Source organism: Halomonas sp., from assembly GCF_029263665.1.
In the GTDB taxonomy this organism is placed as follows: domain Bacteria; phylum Pseudomonadota; class Gammaproteobacteria; order Pseudomonadales; family Halomonadaceae; genus Halomonas.
Window position 1 is genome coordinate 314,186 of the sequence record NZ_JAJUFQ010000002.1, and the last position, 21,324, is coordinate 335,509.

The window sequence follows — 21,324 nt, forward strand, 5'->3', positions numbered from 1 at the left end:
GCAGGGCGATATGCCCTATCCAGAAACAGCCGGGGAGAGGCTGCATGATGCACTTTGCTCCTCACGGCAGGATGGGCCTGAGTCGGGCATGAGCTTCTATCGGTCACTTGCCGATGCAGAAGCTACCGAAGATTTCGCCCAACAGATCGTCTGCACTGAATTCCCCGGTGATTTCACCGAGGGCATGCTGAGCATCGCGCAGATCCTCTGCGAGCAACTCCCCAGCACCGTAGCCATGTAATTGAGCTTCGCCATTGTCCAGCGCTACTCGGGCGCGGTCGAGTGCATCGAGGTGGCGTCGACGGGCAGAGAAACGACCTTCTGTGGTGGACTGAAAGCCCATCACGGCCTTGAGATGCTCCTTGAGACTATCCACACCCTCTCCTGTATGCGCGGAGAGACGTACCGTTGGAGAGGTTGTGGATAAGTCAATTCCAGAGGACTCTCCACTTTGGTCCACCTTGTTGCGCACTAGGGTCAAGCGTTCTGGCGCGGGGAGGCGTTCGACGAACTCCGGCCAGATGGCCATGGGATCGGAGGAGGAGGTGGTGTTGGCATCGACCAGCAGCAGCACCCGGTCAGCCTTTTCGATCTCGGCCCAGGCGCGGGCGACACCGATGCGCTCGACTTCATCAGGCGTGTCACGCAGGCCAGCGGTATCGATGATATGCAGGGGCATGCCATCGATATGGATATGCTCGCGCAGTACATCCCGGGTGGTGCCTTCAATATCGGTGACGATGGCGGTCTCCTGCTCGGTCAGCGCATTGAGCAGGCTCGACTTGCCGGCATTGGGGCGGCCGGCAATGACCACGCTCATCCCTTCCCGCATCAAGGCTCCCTGTCCGGCACTGGCACGAACTTCAGCCAGCTCCGCCATCAGGGCTGCGAGTTTGGCAGCGACGTGGCCATCGGCGAGAAAGTCGATTTCTTCTTCGGGAAAATCAATGGCCGCTTCCACATACATGCGCAGCTCGATCAGCCCTTGAACCAGGTGATGAACACGGGTGGAGAATTCACCCTGCAGTGAGCGCAAGGCGTTTTCTGCGGCTGTTCGTGAGCTGGCATCGATCAAGTCCGCAATGGCTTCGGCTTGGGCCAGGTCGAGCTTGTCATTGAGAAAGGCGCGCTCGGAGAACTCGCCAGGGCGTGCCAGGCGGGCTCCTAGCTCGATGCAGCGTTCCAGCAGCATGTCCATGATCACAGGGCCGCCATGTCCCTGAAGTTCAAGTACATCTTCGCCGGTGAAAGAATGAGGGCCCTCGAAGAACAGGGCAATACCCTCGTCGATGACGCCCTCTGCGCCCAGGAAAGGTCCGTAATAGGCTCTGCGTGGCTGGAGGGAATACCCCAGCATGGCGTTGGCAATCGTCGCGCAGGCGGGCCCTGAGACGCGAATGATGCCGACCCCGCCGCGTCCGGGAGGCGTAGCCAGGGCGGTGATGCTGTCCTGAGTGTAGAGAGGCTGGGGCATGGAAGAGGATTCCTTGAATACTGTGCCTATTTTCCTGGGGGAGGGGATTTTTTGCCAGTCCGGAGTGGCCTAGAAACGAAAACCCCCCGCTAGGCGGGGGGCTGGAGCGTGCGGGGAAGGGTTACTTGGCTACCCCTTTGCCGACACTCGGGTCACTCTCGATCTTGCGGGTGATCAAGTACTGCTGAATGATCGAAATGCAGTTGTTGCATACCCAGTAGATCACCAGACCTGCGGGGAACCACAGGAAGAAGAAGGTGAAGACGATGGGCAGCAGCTTCATGATTTTCGCCTGCATGGGATCAGGAGGCGTCGGGTTGAGCAGTTGCTGAACGTACATTGAGACGCCCATCAGGATCGGCAGGATGAAGTAAGGGTCCTTCACCGACAGGTCCTGAATCCACAGCATGAAGGGAGCATGGCGCAGCTCGACGGATTCCAGCAGCATCCAGTAGAGAGCGATGAACACTGGCATCTGTACCACGATCGGCAGGCAGCCACCCAGGGGGTTGATCTTTTCCTTCTGGTAGAACTTCATCATCTCCTGGGACATCTTCTGGCGATCATCGCCGAAGCGTTCCTTGAGACGCTGCATTTCCGGGCCCAGTTTGCGCATGCGCGCCATGGAGCGGTAGGCCTTGGCCGACAGTGGCCACAGTGCCGTCTTGACCATGATGGTCAGGATGACGATGGACCAGCCCCAGTTACCGATCAGGCTGTGGATATGATCAAGCAGCCAGAACAATGGGTTGGCGATGAACCATAACCAACCGAAGTCGACCGTCAGCTCCAGGTTCGGGGCAATGGCTTCAAGGCGCTCCTGGACCTTGGGGCCCATGTAAAGCGTTGCGCCGAGAGTAGTATCTGCACCTGGTGCGACGGTTTCTGTCTGACCGGCGAAGGCGGCGACGTTACGATTCTGAGAATCGGTGGTCGCGTAGAACAGGTTCTGCTGTTTCTGGGAAGGAACCCAGGCAGAGGTGAAGTAGTGCTGGATGATGGCTACCCAGCCTCCTTCGGCTTCACGATTGCTGAACTTGTGCGCCTGGATATCTTCGAAGCTGACCTTCTCGTAACGGTTATCCGGTGAAGAATAGGCTGCTCCGAGGAAGGACTTCATCCCCATCTTCGGACCAACGGATGGATCCGGCTGGCTGTCACGCACCAACTGGCCGATGAAGCGGGCCGTCACTGGCTTGTCACTGCCATTGTCCAACAGGTAAGAGACCTTCACCGCATAGTCATCACGATTGAAGGTAAAGCGCTTGATGACGTCGACGCCATTGACCGTGGCCTTCATGTCCACGTTCATGGTGTCCTGGCCGTCAACAAGGCGGTATTCCGTCTTCTCGGGCGTGAAGGCGATACGGCCTGAGTGACCATCAATCTGCAAGCCGGAGCGCGCTACATAGTTGAGCGTATTGGTGCTGGCCAGCAGGACATAAGGTCGGTCACCATCCTGGCTCATCAGGTGCTCGGGCAGAGCGGCATAAACAACATCACCCCCCTGGGGGTCGATGCGCAGATCAAGCACATCAGTGACGACGGCGACAAGATTACGCCCGTTGCTGACTGCTGCGTTGTCGGTAGTTGGGAGTTCTGCTGCGACGTCCTTATCGGCGCTTGGTGCGGCCAAGCCTTCGCCCGCATTATCTGAGCCATCCTGGGAGGCATTGCTGGTGATCGCTGGAGCCTCCGGCGAACTGGGAGTCTGACCATAATCCTGGTTCCACTGCACCATGATCAGGTAAGCAAGCACCGCCAGGGGGATCAGTAGGAGTAGTCGTTTTACGTCCATGAGGGGTCTGCCCGATGGGAAGTGAACAATCCAGTGGCGTCATGCGGGACGCCTACGTGAGATATGCGAAAGCCTGCCGGAGGCAGGCTGAATTCCGTACGCAGACATTCCGCGATAAAAGGTGAGACGTCAATGCTTGAAGCATCAGGCCCAATCATGCGCATTCAGATCACCAATGGCATCGAAGGAGCCCGGCAAGATCTACCCGCAATGCTATCTACCCCGATACTAGGAGGCTGCGGGTGAGCGGGGAGCCGTCGAGGGGCGAGAGGGTCGGGTCGACTTCTCGGCCTCGCGCTCGAGGCGGCGCCACATGCCGAACAGCTGACGATGCAGAGTGTCGTTATCGACCTCGTTAACACCACGTCTGGCCAACAAGACGATATCCACAGCGGGTAGTCGATGCTGAGCATGGCGTACGGATTCGCGAGCCAGCCGTTTCAGGCGATTACGATCAACGGCGCGGCGTACGTTCTTCTTGCTGAAAACAAGGCCCAGGCGCGGGTGACCCACTTCATTGGGGGTCGCCAACGCCATCAGGCCTTTGCCGTGGACCTTGTAGACCGCCTTATCAAAGACACGGCGATACTCCCCGGCAGTCAGCAAGCGGTAATGCCGGGGAAAGGCCAGACAGGTCACAGATGACCTGCTGATCAGGCGCTCAGGCGCTTGCGGCCCTTGGCACGACGGCGTGCAAGAACGGCACGGCCGTTCTTAGTGGCCATACGGGCACGGAAGCCGTGCGTACGCTTACGCTTGAGAACGCTCGGTTGGAAAGTGCGCTTCATAACTCATTAATCCCACAGTGGTTTTTTGGAACGGATAGATATCCAGATATGCCCGGAATCCGCTCAGGCCTCCGGGGGTATTCGGCTCAAGACCGGACATTCTAGTGATTTCAAACCATCCGCGCAATTGTCGAAAGCACTTTTTCCACAGGAGGTTTGAATCGGCGGGTTGTCTTGGTCGGGGCCGCTGCAAATGATCAGGAGAGGACAGTTGAAGAAACGAGGCCTGAAAGGATCGCTTTGGTGGCGTGTGGTACTGACGTTCATTTTGAGAAATGACCGGTCTCTTCAATAACTATTACTTAAAAGCTTTTCAAATAAACCTGTTATTATTACTGGGGATAATGATTGTGGATAAGTTGTTTTTCACTATTTCTTTCAACTCATTATAGAAATATTAAAAGTGTGGAGAACAGGTAGATCAATGGTGGAAGCAGCGTGGACGGCTTGTGTACAGTAAGCTTTTTTATCCACATCCGTTGGAGTGTCCTGGTTTTGTCCTCATGTTTCCAGGCCATCGAACAAGAAGTTGTCCACAGTAGTGAAAAGGTACCTTGGTCATGTGGATAACCCGGGCCTTGGGCGCTACAATGTGCGGTCGTTCTTCCAATCAAGGTAGCTCGTGTGTCGCTCGCTCTCTGGCAACAATGTCTGGAAACCCTTCAGGACGAATTGAATTCTCAGCAATTCAATACCTGGATCCGTCCGCTGCAAGCGGAAGAAGGTGATGCCAACCAGCTTCGGCTCTTGGCCCCCAACCGTTTTGTACGTGACTGGGTCAGTGACAAGTACGCCAAGCGCATCAGCGAATTAATGCGTGAGCTGTCTCCAGCCAAGCCGCCCAAGGTCATGCTGAGCGTTGGTAGCCGCCGAACGATGGCTCCTCAGCCTCAGACACGAGAGCTGGGCAATCCTGTTTCTGCGGGTGCAAACCGTGCTCCTGCCGTACGTACCTCTCCACGTGGCAATGACCTGGCGGATGAGCAGGAAATCGAGCAATTGCGTGAAGAGGCGGGTGAAACGCTGCGCTCACCAGCGGGCAGTGAGCGCCAGGTTCAGGTGGAGGGCAGTCTCAAGCACTCCAGTGGTCTGAATCCCAGTTTCACGTTCGAAACTTTTGTCGAGGGTAAGTCCAACCAACTGGCTCGTGCGGCTTCTCGTCAGGTGTCAGAGAATCCTGGCGGAGCCTATAACCCACTGTTCCTCTATGGTGGTGTTGGTCTGGGCAAGACGCACTTGATGCATGCGGTAGGCAATGCCCTGGCGGGAAGGCGGGAAAATGCCCGAGTGGTATACCTGCACTCGGAACGCTTTGTGGCAGACATGGTCAAGGCGTTGCAGCTCAATGCAATCAATGACTTCAAGCGTTTCTACCGTAGTGTCGATGCATTGCTGATCGACGATATTCAGTTTTTCGCCGGCAAGGAGCGCTCTCAGGAAGAGTTCTTCCATACATTCAATGCGTTGCTTGAAGGCGGTCAGCAGATGATATTGACCTCCGACCGCTATCCAAAGGAGATCAGCGGGGTGGAGGAGCGTCTCAAGTCCCGCTTTGGCTGGGGGCTGACTGTCGCCATCGAGCCGCCCGAGCTTGAAACTCGGGTCGCTATCCTGATGAAGAAAGCGGATCAGGCCAAGGTCGATTTGCCTCATGACGCTGCCTTCTTCATTGCCCAGAAGATCCGCTCCAATGTGCGGGAGTTGGAGGGTGCCCTGAAGAAGGTCATTGCCGATTCCCATTTCATGGGGAGGCCGATTACTCAGGACTTCATTCGTGAGTCGCTGAAGGATCTGCTGGCATTGCAGGATAAGCAGGTGGGGGTGGATAACATCCAGCGCACCGTAGCGGAATACTACAAGATCAAGCTGGCTGATTTGCTGTCCAAGCGGCGTTCGCGCTCTGTGGCAAGACCGCGTCAGGTTGCGATGGCTCTGGCCAAGGAACTCACCAACCACAGTCTTCCCGAGATTGGTGATGCTTTTGGTGGTCGTGATCACACCACCGTGCTGCATGCTTGCCGCAAGGTTCAGGCCCTGCAGGAAGAAAGCGCCGATATTCGTGAGGATTACAAGAACTTGCTGCGGCTGTTGACCAGCTGAGCCTCACTCTGAGAGCAACAGGTCAAAGGTCTCAATCACTCCAGGACAAGAAGTGGAGCCGACATGAAATTTTCCATCTCCCGCGAAGCCTTGCTGCGCCCACTGACACTGGTCGCCGGCGTGGTGGAACGTCGCCAGACGCTGCCGGTGCTCTCCAATGTATTGATCAAGGTTGAGCAGGACGAAGTGGCCTTGACCGGCACCGATCTGGAAGTCGAACTGATTGGTCGCACGGTGGCCAGCCAGGTTGACGAGGCCGGAACGATCACTGTTCCGGCGCGCAAGCTGATGGATATCTGTAAATCGTTGCCCGATCAGTCCGAGCTGCAGATCGCACTGGAAGGGGATCGTGCTGTGTTGCGCAGTGGACGCTCACGCTTCACGTTGTCCACGCTGCCAGCAGCAGAATTTCCCAATATTGAGGATAACCAGGGGAGTGTCGAGCTTGCCCTGCCGCGCGGCACCCTCAAGCACCTGATTGATGCCACTTCCTTTGCCATGGCTCAGCAAGATGTGCGCTATTACTTGAATGGCTTGTTGCTGGAGTTTGCCCCGAACCTGGTTCGCACAGTGGCGACCGATGGTCACCGTCTGGCGGTTTGTTCGCGTTCAACGGAAGTCAGCCTGGATACAGCGCAGAAGTTGATTGTGCCGCGTAAGGGTGTGCTTGAACTGGTACGCCTACTGGATGATTCCGATGAGCCGGTCAGCCTGACCCTGGGCTCTACCCATATTCGTGCCCATACCGGTGACTTCACCTTTACTTCCAAGCTGGTTGATGGAAAGTTCCCGGACTATGAGCGGGTGGTGCCTCGCAATGGCGACAAGGTGTTCATCGCCGAACGTTCTGAGTTGCGTCAGGTGCTTTCTCGAACCGCCATTTTGTCCAATGAGAAGTACCGAGGTGTACGCCTGAACCTGGAAGAGGGCAACCTCAAGGTCATGGCCAATAACCCGGAGCAGGAAGAAGCGGAAGAGAACATCTCCATCGAGTACAGCGGTGCTGCCATGGAAATTGGCTTCAATGTAGGTTACTTGATTGACGTGCTTAATGTGCTGGGGCAGGAGCGTGTACAGATGACGCTGGGTGATGCCAACAGTAGTGCGTTGATGGAGGAGCCGGGTGGCGGAGATGCGCTTTATGTGGTCATGCCGATGCGTCTGTAAGGCGCATTTCATCAAGGGCCATTGAGTCTATTCATGCCTCTCGATCGTCTTGTTTTCAAGGGCCTGCGTAACCTGCAGGCCCTTGATATTTCTCCTGGTCCCCGTATCAACTTGATTACGGGTGCCAACGGCAGTGGCAAGACTAGCCTGCTTGAAGGTATCCATGTGCTGGGAATGGGGCGCTCATTTCGTGCGCGCAGGCTTGCCCAGGTCATTGCCCATGGCGCAGGGGATATCACCTTGCATGGGCGCCTGGAAGGAGACCCTCCAGTAGCGATCGGAGTGCGACGCCAACGCGAGGACAGTGACCTGACCTTGCGCATTGGCGGGGAAAAGGTGGATCGCGTGGCTCGGCTTGTCGAGACATTGCCACTGCAGCTGATTAACCCTGACGCTTTTCGTCTCCTTGAAGGGCCTCCCGCCGGACGCCGAGAGTTTCTCGATTGGGGAGTGTTTCACGTGAAACATGACTTCATCGATGTCTGGCGTCGTTTTCGTCGGGCTCTGAAACATCGGAATGCCTTGCTCAGGCATGGTAGAATGGAGAATGCTTCTCTGGACGTATGGGAGCATGAGCTGGCTCAGTGGGGCGAACAGCTAGATGCGATGCGTGATGCTTGGGTGACGGCTTTCCGTCCGGTGTTTCAAGACACCCTTGATGGTTTGCTTCCGCTGCCTGGCTTGCGCATACGCTATTCGCGTGGCTGGGACCGTCAGCGCCCTCTGGCGGAAGTGCTGCACAGTGCGCGCGGTACGGATAGCCAGATGGGGTTTACCCAACAAGGACCTCAGCGTGCTGACTTAAGTATACGTCTAGATAGGTATCCAGCGGTGGAGGTGCTTTCACGAGGACAGCAGAAACTCGTCGTGAGTGCATTGAAGCTGGCACAGGGACGGCTGTTGGAACAGATGACAGGGCAGACCTGCCTTTATCTGATCGATGACCTACCTGCTGAGCTAGACCAGCACCATCGAGCAGTTTTCTGCCAATGGCTGGAAAGGATGCAGTGTCAGGCCTTTATCACCAGCGTGGATCACGAGGTGCTGGCCGACCTGTGGCAGCCTGACACTCCAGTAGCGATGTTTCACGTGAAACATACGGATGCTGGAAGTGGGCAGTTACAGGCAATAGACAGACAGACTTCATGACGGAGCGGTCAATGAGTGAACAGGCTTACGACTCATCGAGCATCAAGGTACTGAAAGGCCTGGATGCCGTACGCAAGCGGCCCGGGATGTACATCGGTGATACCGACGACGGTACTGGCCTGCACCATATGGTGTTCGAACTGGTGGACAACTCCATCGATGAAGCCTTGGCTGGCCACTGCACCGAGATCAAGGTGATCATCCATCCGGATGAATCGATTACCGTAAGCGACAATGGTCGCGGTATTCCTACCGACATCCATGAAGAAGAGGGTGTGTCGGCTGCAGAGGTCATCATGACCGTGCTGCATGCCGGTGGTAAGTTCGATGACAACTCCTACAAGGTCTCCGGTGGCCTCCATGGTGTAGGGGTGTCAGTGGTGAATGCGCTTTCGGAAGAGCTGAAACTGACCATCTGGCGTGCTGGTAAAGTGCACGAGCAGATCTATCGCCATGGTGAGCCTCAGGCTCCCTTGGCAGTGGTCGGTCAGACAGAGCAGACCGGCTCTCGCGTGCATTTCCGCCCATCTCCAGATACTTTCGGCAATATCGAGTTCCACTACGATATTCTCGCCAAGCGTCTGCGTGAACTTTCGTTCCTCAACTCTGGTGTGGCCATTCGCTTGCTGGATGAGCGTAGTGGCAAGGAAGAGCTGTTTCACTATGAAGGTGGCCTCAAGGCCTTTGTTGACCACCTGAACACCAACAAGACAGTTCTCAACCCGGTATTCCACTTCGAAGCCCAGCGCGAAGATGGCGTGGGTGTCGAAGTCGCCATGCAATGGAATGATACCTTCTCCGAGAATATTTTCTGCTATACGAACAACATTCCTCAGCGTGATGGTGGTACCCACCTGGCCGGTTTCCGCGCAGCTCTGACGCGCACGCTGAACCACTATATCGAAGCCGAAGGTCTGCTGAAGAAAACCAAGGTCAACACCTCTGGAGATGATGCACGTGAAGGTTTGACCGCGATCATTTCGGTCAAGGTGCCGGATCCCAAGTTCTCATCCCAGACCAAGGACAAGCTGGTTTCCTCAGAAGTAAAAACAGCGGTAGAGCAAGAACTTGGAAGATTGTTTGCCGAATATCTGATCGAGAAGCCTAGCGAAGCCAAATCCATCGTCAACAAGATGCTGGAGGCTGCCAGGGCCCGTGAAGCCGCGCGCAAGGCGCGTGACATGACGCGCCGCAAGGGTGCCCTCGATATTGCAGGCCTGCCCGGCAAGCTGGCAGATTGCCAGGAAAAGGATCCAAGCCTCTCTGAACTTTATCTGGTGGAGGGTGACTCGGCAGGAGGGAGTGCCAAGCAGGGACGCGATCGACGTACTCAGGCGATTCTTCCTCTCAAGGGCAAGATCCTCAACGTTGAGAAGGCTCGCTTCGACAAGATGCTGTCCTCGGCTGAAGTTGGCACCTTGATTACCGCCTTGGGTTGCGGCATTGGCCGCGAAGAGTTCAATCCTGACAAGCTGCGCTACCACTCCATCATCATCATGACGGATGCTGACGTTGATGGTTCCCACATTCGTACTCTATTGCTGACATTCTTCTTCCGTCAGATGGGAGAATTGATCGAGCGTGGCCATGTGTATATTGCTCAGCCCCCGCTATACAAGATCAAGCGAGGCAAGCAGGAGAGCTATATCAAGGATGAGCAGGCGATGGAGGAGTATCTGACCTCCACGGCATTGGATGGTGCTCGTCTGTGTGTAAATGCAGATGCGCCAGGCATTGCCGGGCTGCAACTTGAGACATTGGTCAATCAGTTCCGTGACGTCATGCGCCGTATTGACCGCCTGTCACGAGTCTATCCTCATGAAGTGCTTCGCAAGATTGTGCACGTCAGCAGGATTGATGGGGAGGAGAACCTGCTCGATCAAAGTGCCATGCAGGCCTGGATTGACAAGCTGCAGGAAAAAATGGATGAACTGGTGGCCTATGAAGGCGGCCCGCGTTATACCTTTTCCCTGCATGAAGATACTGAGCGAGGCTTCTTCTTGCCTGCTGTGGCGCTGAATGCTCATGGTGTCACTACTGACTATATATGGGGCGTGGATTTCTTCACCAGTGCGGATTACCGTGCCATGGCGGCCCTGGGAGAAACCCTTGACGGTCTGCTGGAAGAAAGTGCCTTTGTGGCCCGTGGTGAGCGCCAGAAGCCCGTTAGTACCTTCTACGAAGCGCTGGACTGGCTAATGGGCGAAGCTCAGAGAGGACTTTCCATACAGCGCTACAAGGGGCTGGGTGAGATGAATCCGGAGCAGCTGTGGGAGACAACCATGGATCCCAATACCCGCCGTATGCTGAGAGTGACCATTGAAGATGCTGTTGCTGCCGACATGATGTTCAACACCTTGATGGGTGATGAGGTCGAACCTCGCCGTGACTTTATCGAGCGCAATGCACTGGTAGCCAACCTGGATGTCTAGTGGTCTGCCAAGCAAGATGTTTCACGTGAAACACTCGCGTTGGTGACTAAGTCCATTGAATCCAGGAGTATGGGCTCTAAAACATGAGTTCTTGAATATGAACGCAAAAAATAGTTGAAGCGTTGAATATCTGATGCTCAAGCAAGAAAAAGCCTGACGGCAACGTCAGGCTTTTTCCTTATGTAGATCAGTTGCCTAGTGGGCATGAACAACTTGCTGTTTAAGCGGTGTTCTCTCCAAGCAACCAATCCACAAAGGCTGCCAGATCATCAAGTATCAACGTCGGGTCAATTTCTTCTTCCAGTTCAGGATGTTTGATCAAGGTGCGTTCTCCCTTGCCCGTGCGCACCAGCACGGGGCGGCAACCAGCTACATTACCTGCTTGCAGGTCACGCAGACTATCGCCGACCATCCAACTGCCTTCCAGACTATCGAGACCAAGAGTATCGCGAATCTCTTCGAGCAATCCTGGTAGTGGCTTGCGGCAATGGCAGCCATCCTCGCTGACATGAGGACAGTAAGCGATATGATCAATATGCCCACCCGCATCTTCAACCAGTGACAGCATTCGCTGATGCATGGCGGAGAGAGTGGCTTCGTCGTAATAGCCTCGGGCAATGCCAGACTGATTGGTAGCCACCGCTACCTGCCAACCGTTCTGGCTGAGCCTTGCAATAGCCGCAATGGAGGAAGGGTAGGGGATCCATTCATCGAGAGACTTTACATAGTCATCCGAGTCCTGGTTGATCACGCCGTCGCGATCAAGAATGACGAGTTTAGGGGCCATGTTCGTTGCCGGAGTAAATTCTTGGATGGCCCAGTGTAGAGCAAGTTTTCACATAATTCAGTGTCACCATGTTTCACGTGGAACATCACACAGGCAACGAGCAATGGTCATTTTTCCAGGTTCACGTGTTTCACGTGAAACACTCTTAAGGTTGGGAAGGAGGGCGAGAGCCAAGAAGGAGTGATGACCTCCATATTTATTCTCATGCATCGGGTAGGCGCTGTGAAAGAAAATCGATCAATACCTGTACTCGTAAGGGCATGCCGTTGCGGGATGGAGTGACCGCATAGACACCGATCTCGGGTAATACCCAGTCGGTAAGGATTTCACATAGATTTCCTGCTTTCAGCGCATCGAAGATAATGGCACGAGAGCTCTGAACGATCCCTAAACCTTGTTCTGCGGCTAGTGTCAGTGCATGGCCATAGTTGGCTCTGAACCTTCCATTGATGGGAATGGAGAGTTGCTCACCGTCCTTGCGGAATATCCAGCGCTGAGAGCCACGAAAATGGGTGTAATGCAGGCAGTCGTGGTGCAGCAAGTCCGTCGGGTGGCGGGGGATACCGTGCACGTCCAGATACTCTGGAGAGGCAGCGATGATACGTTGGTCCGTGGCGATGCGCCGTGCCACCAGACGTGAGTCTTCGAGATGACCTATGCGGATGGCAAGATCGAAGCCGTCGCCTACGATATCGCTGAAGCTGTCATTGAATACGGCGTCCAGGCTGACGTTCGGATGCAGGTTCAAGAATTCCGGGAGACAAGGCGCGATATGCAGACGTCCATAATTAACGGGCAGAGAGATTCTGATCTCCCCTGAGAGAGCTCCTTCGTGTTCGGATAGCCGCTGACTGGCGATGCTGATTGCCTCAACAGCTGGCAAGACGTCTGCCAGGTATTCACTACCCGCAGTAGTGAGTGATACGGAGCGGGTGGTGCGATGCAGCAGGCGAACACCGAGGCGTTGCTCAAGGGCATCCAGGCGACGGCTTACCGCGCCAGTGGTGAGATGGAGGCGCTCACCTGCCTGACGCAGGGAACCTCGGCGAGCGACTTCTGCAAAGGTGACAATGTCATCCAGGCTGGTGCCTGGGCTGGGGTAGTTTGAGGACACAGCCGCTCTCCGTTTGAGGTGGGCATTACCCTTTACTGTTGCATAAGTCTCAAGACTGTTTCGATATCTTTTCGATGGCTCCTGAGGATGGCAAGAGAGGAGGATGTTGAAAACGCATTCGGTCTATCTACAGGAGAAGTGTCAATGCAACAGCCGTCATTCGAGAAGCAAGCAGGAGAAGTCGAGACGTTCTGGGCGTATCAATCGACAGGACTTGGAATGGACCGCCTGACAAGGACTGAGATAAAGCGGCGACCACTGGCCGAGGATGAAGTCCGTATCAGGGTTGCAGCAGCGGCCACGAACTATCGTGATCTGGCGTTGGCCAAGGGTGAGTACTTGCCGCACATGAAACGACCCTTTGTCCCACTTTCAGAGGGAGCCGGTATTGTCACAGAAGTCGGCGGCAAGATAACCGATCTCAAGGTAGGGGATGCTGTGCTGGGTCACTACACTCGCGATTGGCTGGAAGGTGAGTTTCACGCTCGTTATCACGATAGCAAGGTGGGTGGCCCTGTCGATGGCTGGCTGGCACAGGAAGTCATCATGCCCCGCAGGGCCTTGCTCGAAGTGCCAGAAGGCTGGACATTGGAACAGGCTGCGAGCCTGGCGATTTCCGGAGTGACGGCATGGAGAGCTCTGGGAGGCAGCATGGACTCGCTTGCGCAGCTCGCTGGCCAATATGTTCTGATTGAAGGTACTGGCAATGTCTCGTTGCAGGCATTGGACATTGCGGCTAAAGCCGGTGCATTCCCTGTTGTTCTGACATCACGACCCCAGTACCAGCAGGCATTGCTTGGAATGGGGGCTTGCGCTGTTATCGGGCCTGGCAGTCTGGAGCAACGGCGTCAATGGATCATGGATGCAACTCAGGATCAGGGGGTGAGTCTGGCCATTGATGTCATCGGTGGGGATACCCTGCTGTCCTTGATACTGCCTCTGATGCGTGAAGAGGGCAGGGTGGCCATTGTCGGCTTTCTTGACAGCCCGAAGGTGAGTGGAGACCTGATTGGCCCCATGCTGAAGGGAATGCTACGACTGGAGGGCATCAGTGTCGGTAGCCGCCAGAATTTCGCAGACCTTCTGGAATTCATGCAGCACCACAACCTACGACCCAAAATTGCCGCAAGGTATTCTCCCGATGAAATACAACAGGCATTGACGCAGCGTGTTGATGGGTTGGGCAAGGTCGTTATCGTTGTTGATCCTTCCATTGCGGGCAGCGTGGTGGGAGAGAATGCATGATGATGTTCCGGCTGTTGTTGAGGCCTGTTGTTGAAACTTAGTGTTGAGAGTGGAAGTTGAGAGTGGAAGTTGGAAGCCGGTGTTAGAGTCAAGGTTGAGAAGCGTATCGAGGAATGAAAGGAAGTTGGAACAACACCGAGGCGAGTGTACGACGAAGCGAAGGTGTTTCACGTGAAACATCATCGCTGAATATCCCAAAGCAAAGGGCCGATCCCAGGATCGGCCCTTTGTTCAGGCGATAAACCGTAGAAGGCTGCTTATTGCTGCAGTTCTGCGATATCCGCGACTTCCAGGAACAGAGCCTGGAGACTGGCCAGCAATGCCAGGCGGTTGTTGCGAACGGCAGTGTCATCCGCCATGACCATGACCTGGTCAAAGAAGGCATCAACAGGTGCGCGCAAGCTGGCGAGAACGTCCAGAGCGTCGCTGTAGCGAGCGTTCTGGAACAAAGGCGTCACTTGGTCACGGCAACGGGTGACGGCCTCGTACAGCGCTTTCTCGGCATCTTCCGAGAGCAGGCTGGCATCAACGCTGATGCTGCCATCGTGTTCCTGTTTGGACAGGATGTTGGAAACGCGCTTGTTGGCAGCCGCCAGAGCCGCCGCTTCTTCGCGAGACGCGAAGAGATGCACGGCGCGTAGACGACGAGCGAAGTCCAGTGGCGTAGTGACTGGACGGGCACGTACCGCGAGATAGACTTCTGCGCCGATACCTTCGTCGTGAGACCAGGCACGGAAGCGTTCCAGCATGTAGTCGAGCACTTCCTGTACCAGGCCTTCAGCCTTGGGTAGCTCCTTATGCTGAGCTACTGCCAGCTCAAGCAGTTGGCGCAGATCCAGGTCCAGTTCACCCTTGATCATGATGTTCAGCGTACCGATGGCAGCACGGCGCAGAGCGAAGGGGTCTTTGGTGCCACTTGGACGCTGGCCGATGCCGAAGATACCAGTCAGCGTGTCCAGGCGGTCGGCGATGGCCAGTGCCTGACCAGTACGAGTCGCAGGGATCTCGTCGGCAGCGAAGCGTGGCAGGTACTGCTCTTCCAGGGCCTTGGCGACTTCGGCGTCCTCGCCATCGTGCTCGGCGTAATAGCGTCCCATGATGCCCTGCAGTTCAGGGAACTCCAGCACCATCTCGGTAACCAGGTCGCACTTGGCCAATTGTGTGGCACGGCGGGCCTTGTCCTCGTCACCACCAATCTTCCTGGCGATGTGGGCGGCGATATTGGCACTACGGGCGGCTTTATCGGCAAGAGTCCCCAGCTTCTGCTGAAAGACGACATTGGCCAGGCCGGAAAAGCGGTCAGCGAGCTTGTGCTTGCGGTCGGTCTCGTAGAAGAAGGCGGCATCGGCCAGGCGGGGGCGAATCACTTTCTCGTTACCGGCAATGACCTTTTCCGGCTCGCTGCTGTCGATATTCGAGATGGTAATGAAGGCCGGCTTGAGCTGGCCTTCGCTATCCAGCAGGTGGAAGTATTTCTGGTTGGCCTTCATGGATGAGACCAGGCATTCCGCCGGCACTTCCAGGAAGCGCTCATCGAAGTTACCTGTCAGTGCCACGGGCCACTCCACCAGGCCGTTGACCTCATCGAGCAGGTCTTCGTCGATCACGGCAGTGGCGTCGAGCAGTTCAGCTTCTGCCAGCACCTGCTCAAGAATGCGACTACGGCGCTCTGCGCGGTCGGCGATGACCCAGGCATCGGCCAGGCTCTTGAGATAGTCATCGGCATGTGCGAGCTCAATGGCCTGCGGCGCGTGGAAGCGATGACCGAAGGTGGTGCGGCCGGAGTCCAGGTCAAGCACGCTGGCAGGTACGACCTTGTCTCCGTATAGCACGACAAGCCAGTGTGCCGGGCGGGAAAACTCGGTACGTGAAGCCCCCCAGCGCATGTTCTTGGGCACCGGCAGGGAGGCCACAGCCTTCTCCAGGATGGCGGGCAGCAGGGAAGTCGTTGCTTCCCCCTGCTGTTGCTCGCGGAAGCCGAGCCAGGTGCCCTTGTCGGTTTCCAGATGGATCAGTTGATCCACGCTGACACCGCAGGAACGGGCAAAGCCTTCGGCGGCCTTGGTCGGTTGACCGTCCTTGAAGGCGGCTGCCAGCGCGGGGCCTCGTTTCTCGACTTCGCGATCGGGCTGCTTGTCGCTCAGGCCTTCCACGCGAACTGCGAGGCGACGCGGTGTGGAATAGGCGGTGGTGCCTTCGAAAGCTACGCCTGCTTCATCCAGGCCACGGCGAATACCATCAGCGAGGCTGTCGGACAGGGCATTGATGGCGCCCGGCGGAAGCTCTTCTACGCCGAGTTCGACCAATAGGGTTTGGGCTGCCATGCTTATGCGTCTCCCTGTTCTGTCTGCGTTTCGTTATCGAGAAGTTCACGCCGTAATGCCTCGGGGGCCAGCGGGAAGCCGGCAGCCTTGCGTGATTCGTAATAGGCGTGAGCTACGTCCCGGGCCATGGTACGTACGCGCAGGATATAGCGCTGGCGTTCGGTAACCGAAATGGCATGACGGGCGTCGAGAAGGTTGAAAGTGTGGGAAGCCTTGAGTACCTGCTCATAGGCGGGCAACGGCAGTGTTGCTGCCAACAGTTTCTGGCACTCGGATTCCTGATGGTCGAAGTTGCGGAACAGGGCGTCGACGTCGGCGTACTCGAAGTTGTAGGTGGACTGTTCGCGCTCGTTCTGCAGGTAGACATCGCCGTAGGTGACGATGCTGCCATCGGGTGCCTTGGTCCATACCAGGTCGTAGACACTGTCCACATCCTGCAGGTACATGGCAATGCGCTCCAGGCCATAGGTCAGCTCACCGGTGACCGGGAAGCACTCGATGCCGCCGGCTTGCTGGAAGTAGGTGAACTGAGTCACTTCCATGCCGTTGAGCCAGATCTCCCAGCCAAGGCCCCAGGCACCGAGGGTAGGGGATTCCCAGTTGTCCTCGACAAAGCGAATGTCGTGAACCAGCGGGTCAAGGCCGAGGCGCTTCAGAGAACCGAGGTACAGCTCCTGAAGATTATCCGGTGATGGCTTCATCACCACCTGAAATTGGTAATAGTGCTGTAGGCGGTTGGGGTTCTCACCGTAACGGCCATCGGTGGGGCGACGAGAAGGTTGCACGTAGGCCGAATTCCAGGTCTCGGGGCCGATGGAGCGCAGGAAGGTTGCCGGGTGAAAGGTACCTGCGCCCACCTCCATGTCCAGCGGCTGCATGATCACGCAGCCTTGTTCTGCCCAGTACTGTTGCAGAGCGAGGATCAGGCCCTGGAAGGTTGTCACGTCGGGTGTCGACGGAGATGTCGATGACGTCGTCGACTGGGTTGCTGAATGAGTCATTGGATGAGCACCGTTGGCCATGAATTCACAAGCCGTCAAGTATACAATCAGTGGCAATTAGGTTATAGGCGCAGGCTTCACGCTGCTGCCAAAGTAAAGGGGATTCCCATGATCGTAGTTACAGGCGGAGCCGGCTTCATCGGCTCGAATCTGGTCAAGGCGCTCAATGAGCGCGGCCGTACCGATGTGCTGGTGGTGGATGACCTGAGTGATGGCACCAAGTTCATCAACCTGGCGGATCTGACGCTGGGCGATTACATGGACAAGGATGAGTTCCTGGCTCGGGTCAAGGCCCACATGCGAGGTGAACTCAACCAGTTGCCACCCATCGAGGCGATCTTCCATGAAGGCGCCTGCTCGGATACCACCGAGTGGGATGGCAAGTTCATGCTCGAGAACAACTTCACCTATTCCAAGGAGCTGTTGCACTTCTGCGAGCAGGAAGGCATTCCATTCCTGTATGCGTCATCGGCAGCGACCTATGGCGGTAGTGAAGTGTTCGTCGAATCTCCCGAGCATGAGAAGCCGCTCAATGTCTATGGCTATTCCAAGCTGTTGTTCGACCAGTATGTACGCTCTCTGGAGGGCAAGCTGACGACTCAGGTGGCGGGGTTCCGTTACTTCAACGTCTATGGCCCCCGTGAGCAGCACAAGGGCAAGATGGCCAGCGTGGCCTTCCATAACCATACCCAGGTGCGGGCAGGTGACAATCTGCGCCTGTTCGGCGCTTACGACGGCTATGAAGCGGGCATGCAGAGCCGTGACTTCGTCTACGTGGGAGACGTCGTCAAGGTCAACCTGTGGTTCCTTGATAACCCCCAGGCTCGCGGTATCTATAATCTGGGAACTGGCCGTGCCGAGCCGTTCAAGGCCATTGGCGAGGCTGTGATCGACTATTACGGCACAGGCAAGATCGACTACATCGACTTCCCCGATGAACTCAAGGGGCGCTATCAGAGCTACACCCGGGCGGATATTTCCCGCTTGCGTGAAGTTGGCTACGACGAGGAATTCCGCACCGTGGCTCAAGGGGTGCGAGAGTACCTGGAGTGGTTGAATGCCTGAGGCAGCCATGGCTGAAGTCAGCAAGCTTCAGAAAGAACGTCTTGCTGGTCAGCGCATGTTGGTGATTGGCCCCAGCTGGGTGGGTGACATGGTCATGGCCCAGAGCCTGTTCAAGACGCTCAAGGGTCAGGGGGCTGGCTATCTTGCCGTGGTAGCTCCTGCCTGGTCTCGGCCTATCATCGAGCGTATGCCGGAAGTTGACGAAGTGGTCGAGTTGCCGGTGGGGCACGGTCAGTTCGGCTTTTCTTCCCGTCGGGCACTGGCCAGAGGGCTGCGTGGGCGTTTCGATCAGGCTGTGGTACTGCCGCGTTCCTGGAAATCTGCCCTGGTGCCGTTCCTGGCCAGGGTGCCTCATCGGGTGGGCTTTACCGGCGAGCAGCGCTATGTGCTGCTCAACGAGCGCCGTATCCTGGACAGGACGGTGCTTGACCAGACCGTGAAGCGTTTCGTCTCGCTTGGGTTGCCCGACGTCCAGGCCAGGCTCGGCGGTTTCTTCATTCCGCAACCCAGCCTGCGGCACGATGAGCAGAACCTTGCCCGTCTGCTGGCCAGCCATGGGCTTGGTGAACGTCCAGCCATTGGCATGATGCCAGGAGCGGAATATGGCCCTGCCAAACAGTGGCCTCTGGCGTATTTCCATCAACTGGCAGCGGCCCTGGTCGAACGCGGCTTTGAGATTCGCGTCTTCGGCGGCCCAAAGGACAAGCCAGCAGGCGAGGAAATTGTCTCCGGCCTTGAGCACGCCTATAACCTGTGTGGGGAAACGCGTCTGGAAGATGCAGTGGACCTGCTCGGCGATTGCCAGCAAGTCGTCACCAATGATTCTGGTCTGATGCATGTGGCGGCAGCCGTAGGCACCCGGATTCAGGCCATCTATGGATCCTCCAGCCCATCCTATACGCCTCCTTTGACGGATAATGCCCAAGTGCACTATCTGGCACTGGAGTGCTCCCCTTGTTTCGAGCGCAACTGCCCTCTGGGCCATACCAACTGCCTCAAGCAGATCACGCCCGAGCGTCTTCTGGCAGCCATCATCGATGGTGCTTGAATGTCTCGCACCACTCGCTTGTTTGTCCTGATGCAGACACTGCGCCGCCATCGTTATCCGGTGAGTGGGCAGGCCTTGGCCGAAGAATTGGGTGTCTCGTTACGGACGCTGTATCGTGATATTGCCGAGCTCAAGGTACTGGGCGCCGATATCGAAGGTGAACCCGGCATGGGCTATGTGCTCAAGCCGGGTTTCCTGCTCCCCCCGCTGATGTTTTCCAACAGTGAGATCGAAGCGTTGGCCCTGGGACTGGACTGGGTGGCCCGACGAAGTGGCGACGACCGATTGGCAGTATCTGCCAGTGAAGTACTGACCAAGGTTGCCGCGGTGCTTCCGGGAGAACTGCGCCATCAGTTGGAAGACTCTGCCATGTTGGTGGCGCCTGCTGCCAAGCCTCCCCAGACAATAGAGCTGAGCGTGTTGCACCGTGCCATACGTGAGGAACGCAAGCTCACGATTATCTATCGCGATGCAGAGAAACGCGCGACGACTAGGACCATCTGGCCTTTTATCATTGCTTTCTTCGAGTCTGTCTGCATCGTTGCTGCCTGGTGTGAGCTGAGGCAATCCTTTCGCCATTTCCGGGTCGATCGAATGACCCACGCAACGGTACTGGAACAGCGTTATCCTAGGCGCAGGCAAGCGTTACATGCTGCCTGGCGCAAGACACTTCACACTGCTGACAAGAACTGACAGCATTCCGGACTATGCTGCATGAGTGATTACCTAGTCATGCAGGAGAAACCCGATGCAAGAACCGCTCGTTTTCTATACCAACCCCTTGTCACGCAGCAGCATTGTCCATTGGATGCTGGAAGAGGTTGGCGCTCCCTACAGCATGGAAATCATTGAATTCGGTGATGCCATGAAATCGCCGGAATACCTGGCCATCAATCCCATGGGTAAGGTACCGGCGCTGCGCCATGGCGATGTCGTGGTGACCGAAGCGGCAGCTATTTGTGCCTATCTGGCCGACGCCTTTCCCGAAGCTGGACTCGCACCCCCCCCAGCCGAACGGGGAGACTACTATCGCTGGCTGTTTTTCTCCGCAGGGCCGGTAGAAATGGCCGCTTCACTCAAGAACACGGGGTTTCAGCCCACCCCGGAACAGCAAGTTGCCCTCGGCTATGGCTGCTATGAACACGTAATAGAGGCCCTGGTCTCCGCTGTGAAGGGCAAGCGCTACATTGCTGGCGATAACTTCTCGGCAGCGGATGTCTATGTTGGTTCTCACCTGCGCTGGGGCATGCAGTTTGGTTCTCTGGAAAAGCGTCCAGAGTTCGAAGCCTATTGTGAAGGCCTGGCTCAACGCCCTGCGCAGCAAAAGGTCATGGCTTTCATTCAGCAGGCCATGGCGGAAAAGGAAAGCGGCGCGAACTGAAGGTCAGCCTAGGGGCACCCCGCCTGTTCGTCGACTTGGAATAGACCAAAGGTATTGCCTTCGGTATCGATGAAATAGCCCTGCCAGCAGGTTTCTGGAACCGGAAAAATTGGTAGGGCTATCTGTCCTCCCAGGCTGACGATGAGCTCGGCGCTGGCCTTGATATCCTCGACCTCGAAGGAGCAGGTGAAGGCGTTGGTGCCACAGGCCTCGGGAGGCCTGGCTGCAGGACGCTGCAGCAAGCCTCCTGTTATACCGTCGCCATCAATGCGCCAGTAGGCCAGTGGTAGACCGTCAACGTGAGTGAAGGTCCAACCGAATAACCGGGAATAGAAGTCTCGTGCACGTTCCGTGTCATCGGCCTGAATTTCGAAATAGATACCGGTAGTCATGACAGCGGATGTCCGTGATGGGCTTACCTGCAGGTATAGCCTAAAACTCGGCGCAGGGC

At 56.4% G+C, this 21,324-nt stretch carries 18 protein-coding genes; 9 read left to right on the forward strand and 9 right to left on the reverse strand.

Annotated features, from left to right (window positions below):
- Nucleotides 1–103: 103 nt before the first annotated feature.
- The 4 genes from mnmE to rpmH all read right to left on the reverse strand — a co-directional run bounded on the left by mnmE (nucleotide 104) and on the right by rpmH (nucleotide 4,060).
- Nucleotides 104–1,474: a tRNA uridine-5-carboxymethylaminomethyl(34) synthesis GTPase MnmE gene (gene mnmE / locus Q1K07_RS03260; protein WP_300307762.1), complete on the reverse strand. Its 1,371-nt coding sequence runs from the start codon at nucleotides 1,472–1,474 to the stop codon at nucleotides 104–106.
- 121 nt (nucleotides 1,475–1,595) lie between these two features.
- Nucleotides 1,596–3,272 carry a membrane protein insertase YidC gene (gene yidC / locus Q1K07_RS03265; protein ID WP_300307764.1) on the reverse strand — a complete coding sequence of 559 codons (1,677 nt, stop codon included), beginning with the start codon at nucleotides 3,270–3,272 and terminating at the stop codon, nucleotides 1,596–1,598.
- 228 nt (nucleotides 3,273–3,500) lie between these two features.
- Complete coding sequence (gene rnpA / locus Q1K07_RS03270) at nucleotides 3,501–3,911, reverse strand: ribonuclease P protein component (protein WP_300307767.1); 411 nt, start codon at nucleotides 3,909–3,911, stop codon at nucleotides 3,501–3,503.
- 14 nt (nucleotides 3,912–3,925) lie between these two features.
- Entirely contained in the window at nucleotides 3,926–4,060 is a 135-nt protein-coding gene (rpmH, locus tag Q1K07_RS03275) for a 50S ribosomal protein L34 (protein ID WP_023005112.1), read from the reverse strand.
- Nucleotides 4,061–4,684: 624 nt separating this feature from the next.
- On the opposite strand from rpmH, the gene dnaA reads away from it, so the two are divergent.
- From dnaA to gyrB, 4 genes are all read left to right on the forward strand, one after another.
- Nucleotides 4,685–6,160 (forward strand): chromosomal replication initiator protein DnaA, encoded by a 1,476-nt coding sequence (gene dnaA / locus Q1K07_RS03280; RefSeq protein ID WP_300307770.1) that lies wholly within the window; start codon nucleotides 4,685–4,687, stop codon nucleotides 6,158–6,160.
- Nucleotides 6,161–6,223: 63 nt separating this feature from the next.
- The gene (gene dnaN / locus Q1K07_RS03285) at nucleotides 6,224–7,327 is read left to right on the forward strand and encodes a DNA polymerase III subunit beta (protein WP_149286779.1); all 1,104 of its coding nucleotides are present in this window, start codon (nucleotides 6,224–6,226) and stop codon (nucleotides 7,325–7,327) included.
- A gap of 33 nt (nucleotides 7,328–7,360) precedes the next feature.
- Nucleotides 7,361–8,476: a DNA replication/repair protein RecF gene (recF, locus tag Q1K07_RS03290; RefSeq protein ID WP_300307775.1), complete on the forward strand. Its 1,116-nt coding sequence runs from the start codon at nucleotides 7,361–7,363 to the stop codon at nucleotides 8,474–8,476.
- Between the two features lie 11 nt (nucleotides 8,477–8,487).
- Nucleotides 8,488–10,908, forward strand: a complete 2,421-nt coding sequence (gene gyrB / locus Q1K07_RS03295) for a DNA topoisomerase (ATP-hydrolyzing) subunit B (RefSeq protein ID WP_300307778.1) — start codon at nucleotides 8,488–8,490, stop codon at nucleotides 10,906–10,908.
- Nucleotides 10,909–11,128: 220 nt separating this feature from the next.
- Here the strand turns inward: gyrB and gmhB are convergent, their stop codons facing one another.
- Complete coding sequence (gene gmhB / locus Q1K07_RS03300; protein ID WP_300307781.1) at nucleotides 11,129–11,695, reverse strand: D-glycero-beta-D-manno-heptose 1,7-bisphosphate 7-phosphatase; 567 nt, start codon at nucleotides 11,693–11,695, stop codon at nucleotides 11,129–11,131.
- A gap of 202 nt (nucleotides 11,696–11,897) precedes the next feature.
- Nucleotides 11,898–12,809 (reverse strand): LysR family transcriptional regulator, encoded by a 912-nt coding sequence (locus tag Q1K07_RS03305; RefSeq protein WP_300307784.1) that lies wholly within the window; start codon nucleotides 12,807–12,809, stop codon nucleotides 11,898–11,900.
- A gap of 144 nt (nucleotides 12,810–12,953) precedes the next feature.
- Here Q1K07_RS03305 and Q1K07_RS03310 point away from each other — a divergent pair, with 144 nt between their 5' ends.
- Entirely contained in the window at nucleotides 12,954–14,054 is a 1,101-nt protein-coding gene (locus Q1K07_RS03310) for an NAD(P)-dependent alcohol dehydrogenase (protein WP_300307787.1), read from the forward strand.
- A gap of 257 nt (nucleotides 14,055–14,311) precedes the next feature.
- On the opposite strand, the gene glyS is transcribed toward Q1K07_RS03310, so the two are convergent.
- Together glyS and glyQ are read right to left on the reverse strand one after the other, a co-directional pair.
- Nucleotides 14,312–16,378, reverse strand: a complete 2,067-nt coding sequence (gene glyS, locus Q1K07_RS03315; RefSeq protein ID WP_300307790.1) for a glycine--tRNA ligase subunit beta — start codon at nucleotides 16,376–16,378, stop codon at nucleotides 14,312–14,314.
- A 2-nt stretch (nucleotides 16,379–16,380) separates the two neighbouring features.
- The gene (gene glyQ, locus Q1K07_RS03320; RefSeq protein ID WP_300307793.1) at nucleotides 16,381–17,379 is read right to left on the reverse strand and encodes a glycine--tRNA ligase subunit alpha; all 999 of its coding nucleotides are present in this window, start codon (nucleotides 17,377–17,379) and stop codon (nucleotides 16,381–16,383) included.
- A gap of 108 nt (nucleotides 17,380–17,487) precedes the next feature.
- Between glyQ and rfaD the strand changes: the two genes are divergently transcribed.
- Genes rfaD through Q1K07_RS03340 form a run of 4 tightly spaced genes read left to right on the forward strand, consistent with a single transcriptional unit; the run spans nucleotide 17,488 to nucleotide 20,873 of the window.
- The gene (rfaD, locus tag Q1K07_RS03325; protein ID WP_300307796.1) at nucleotides 17,488–18,444 is read left to right on the forward strand and encodes an ADP-glyceromanno-heptose 6-epimerase; all 957 of its coding nucleotides are present in this window, start codon (nucleotides 17,488–17,490) and stop codon (nucleotides 18,442–18,444) included.
- Nucleotides 18,437–19,492: a lipopolysaccharide heptosyltransferase II gene (gene waaF, locus Q1K07_RS03330; RefSeq protein ID WP_300307799.1), complete on the forward strand. Its 1,056-nt coding sequence runs from the start codon at nucleotides 18,437–18,439 to the stop codon at nucleotides 19,490–19,492. The genes rfaD and waaF overlap by 8 nt, the downstream gene beginning before the upstream one ends.
- A complete protein-coding gene (locus tag Q1K07_RS03335; protein ID WP_300307802.1) occupies nucleotides 19,493–20,185 on the forward strand; it encodes a YafY family protein in 693 nt (230 codons plus the stop codon). It abuts the gene before it with no gap.
- A gap of 55 nt (nucleotides 20,186–20,240) precedes the next feature.
- Nucleotides 20,241–20,873 carry a glutathione S-transferase family protein gene (locus tag Q1K07_RS03340; protein WP_300307805.1) on the forward strand — a complete coding sequence of 211 codons (633 nt, stop codon included), beginning with the start codon at nucleotides 20,241–20,243 and terminating at the stop codon, nucleotides 20,871–20,873.
- 8 nt (nucleotides 20,874–20,881) lie between these two features.
- Here Q1K07_RS03340 and Q1K07_RS03345 read toward each other — a convergent pair.
- Nucleotides 20,882–21,324, reverse strand: a 443-nt coding sequence (locus Q1K07_RS03345; RefSeq protein ID WP_300307808.1) for a VOC family protein, incomplete at its 5' end; no start/stop codon positions are given.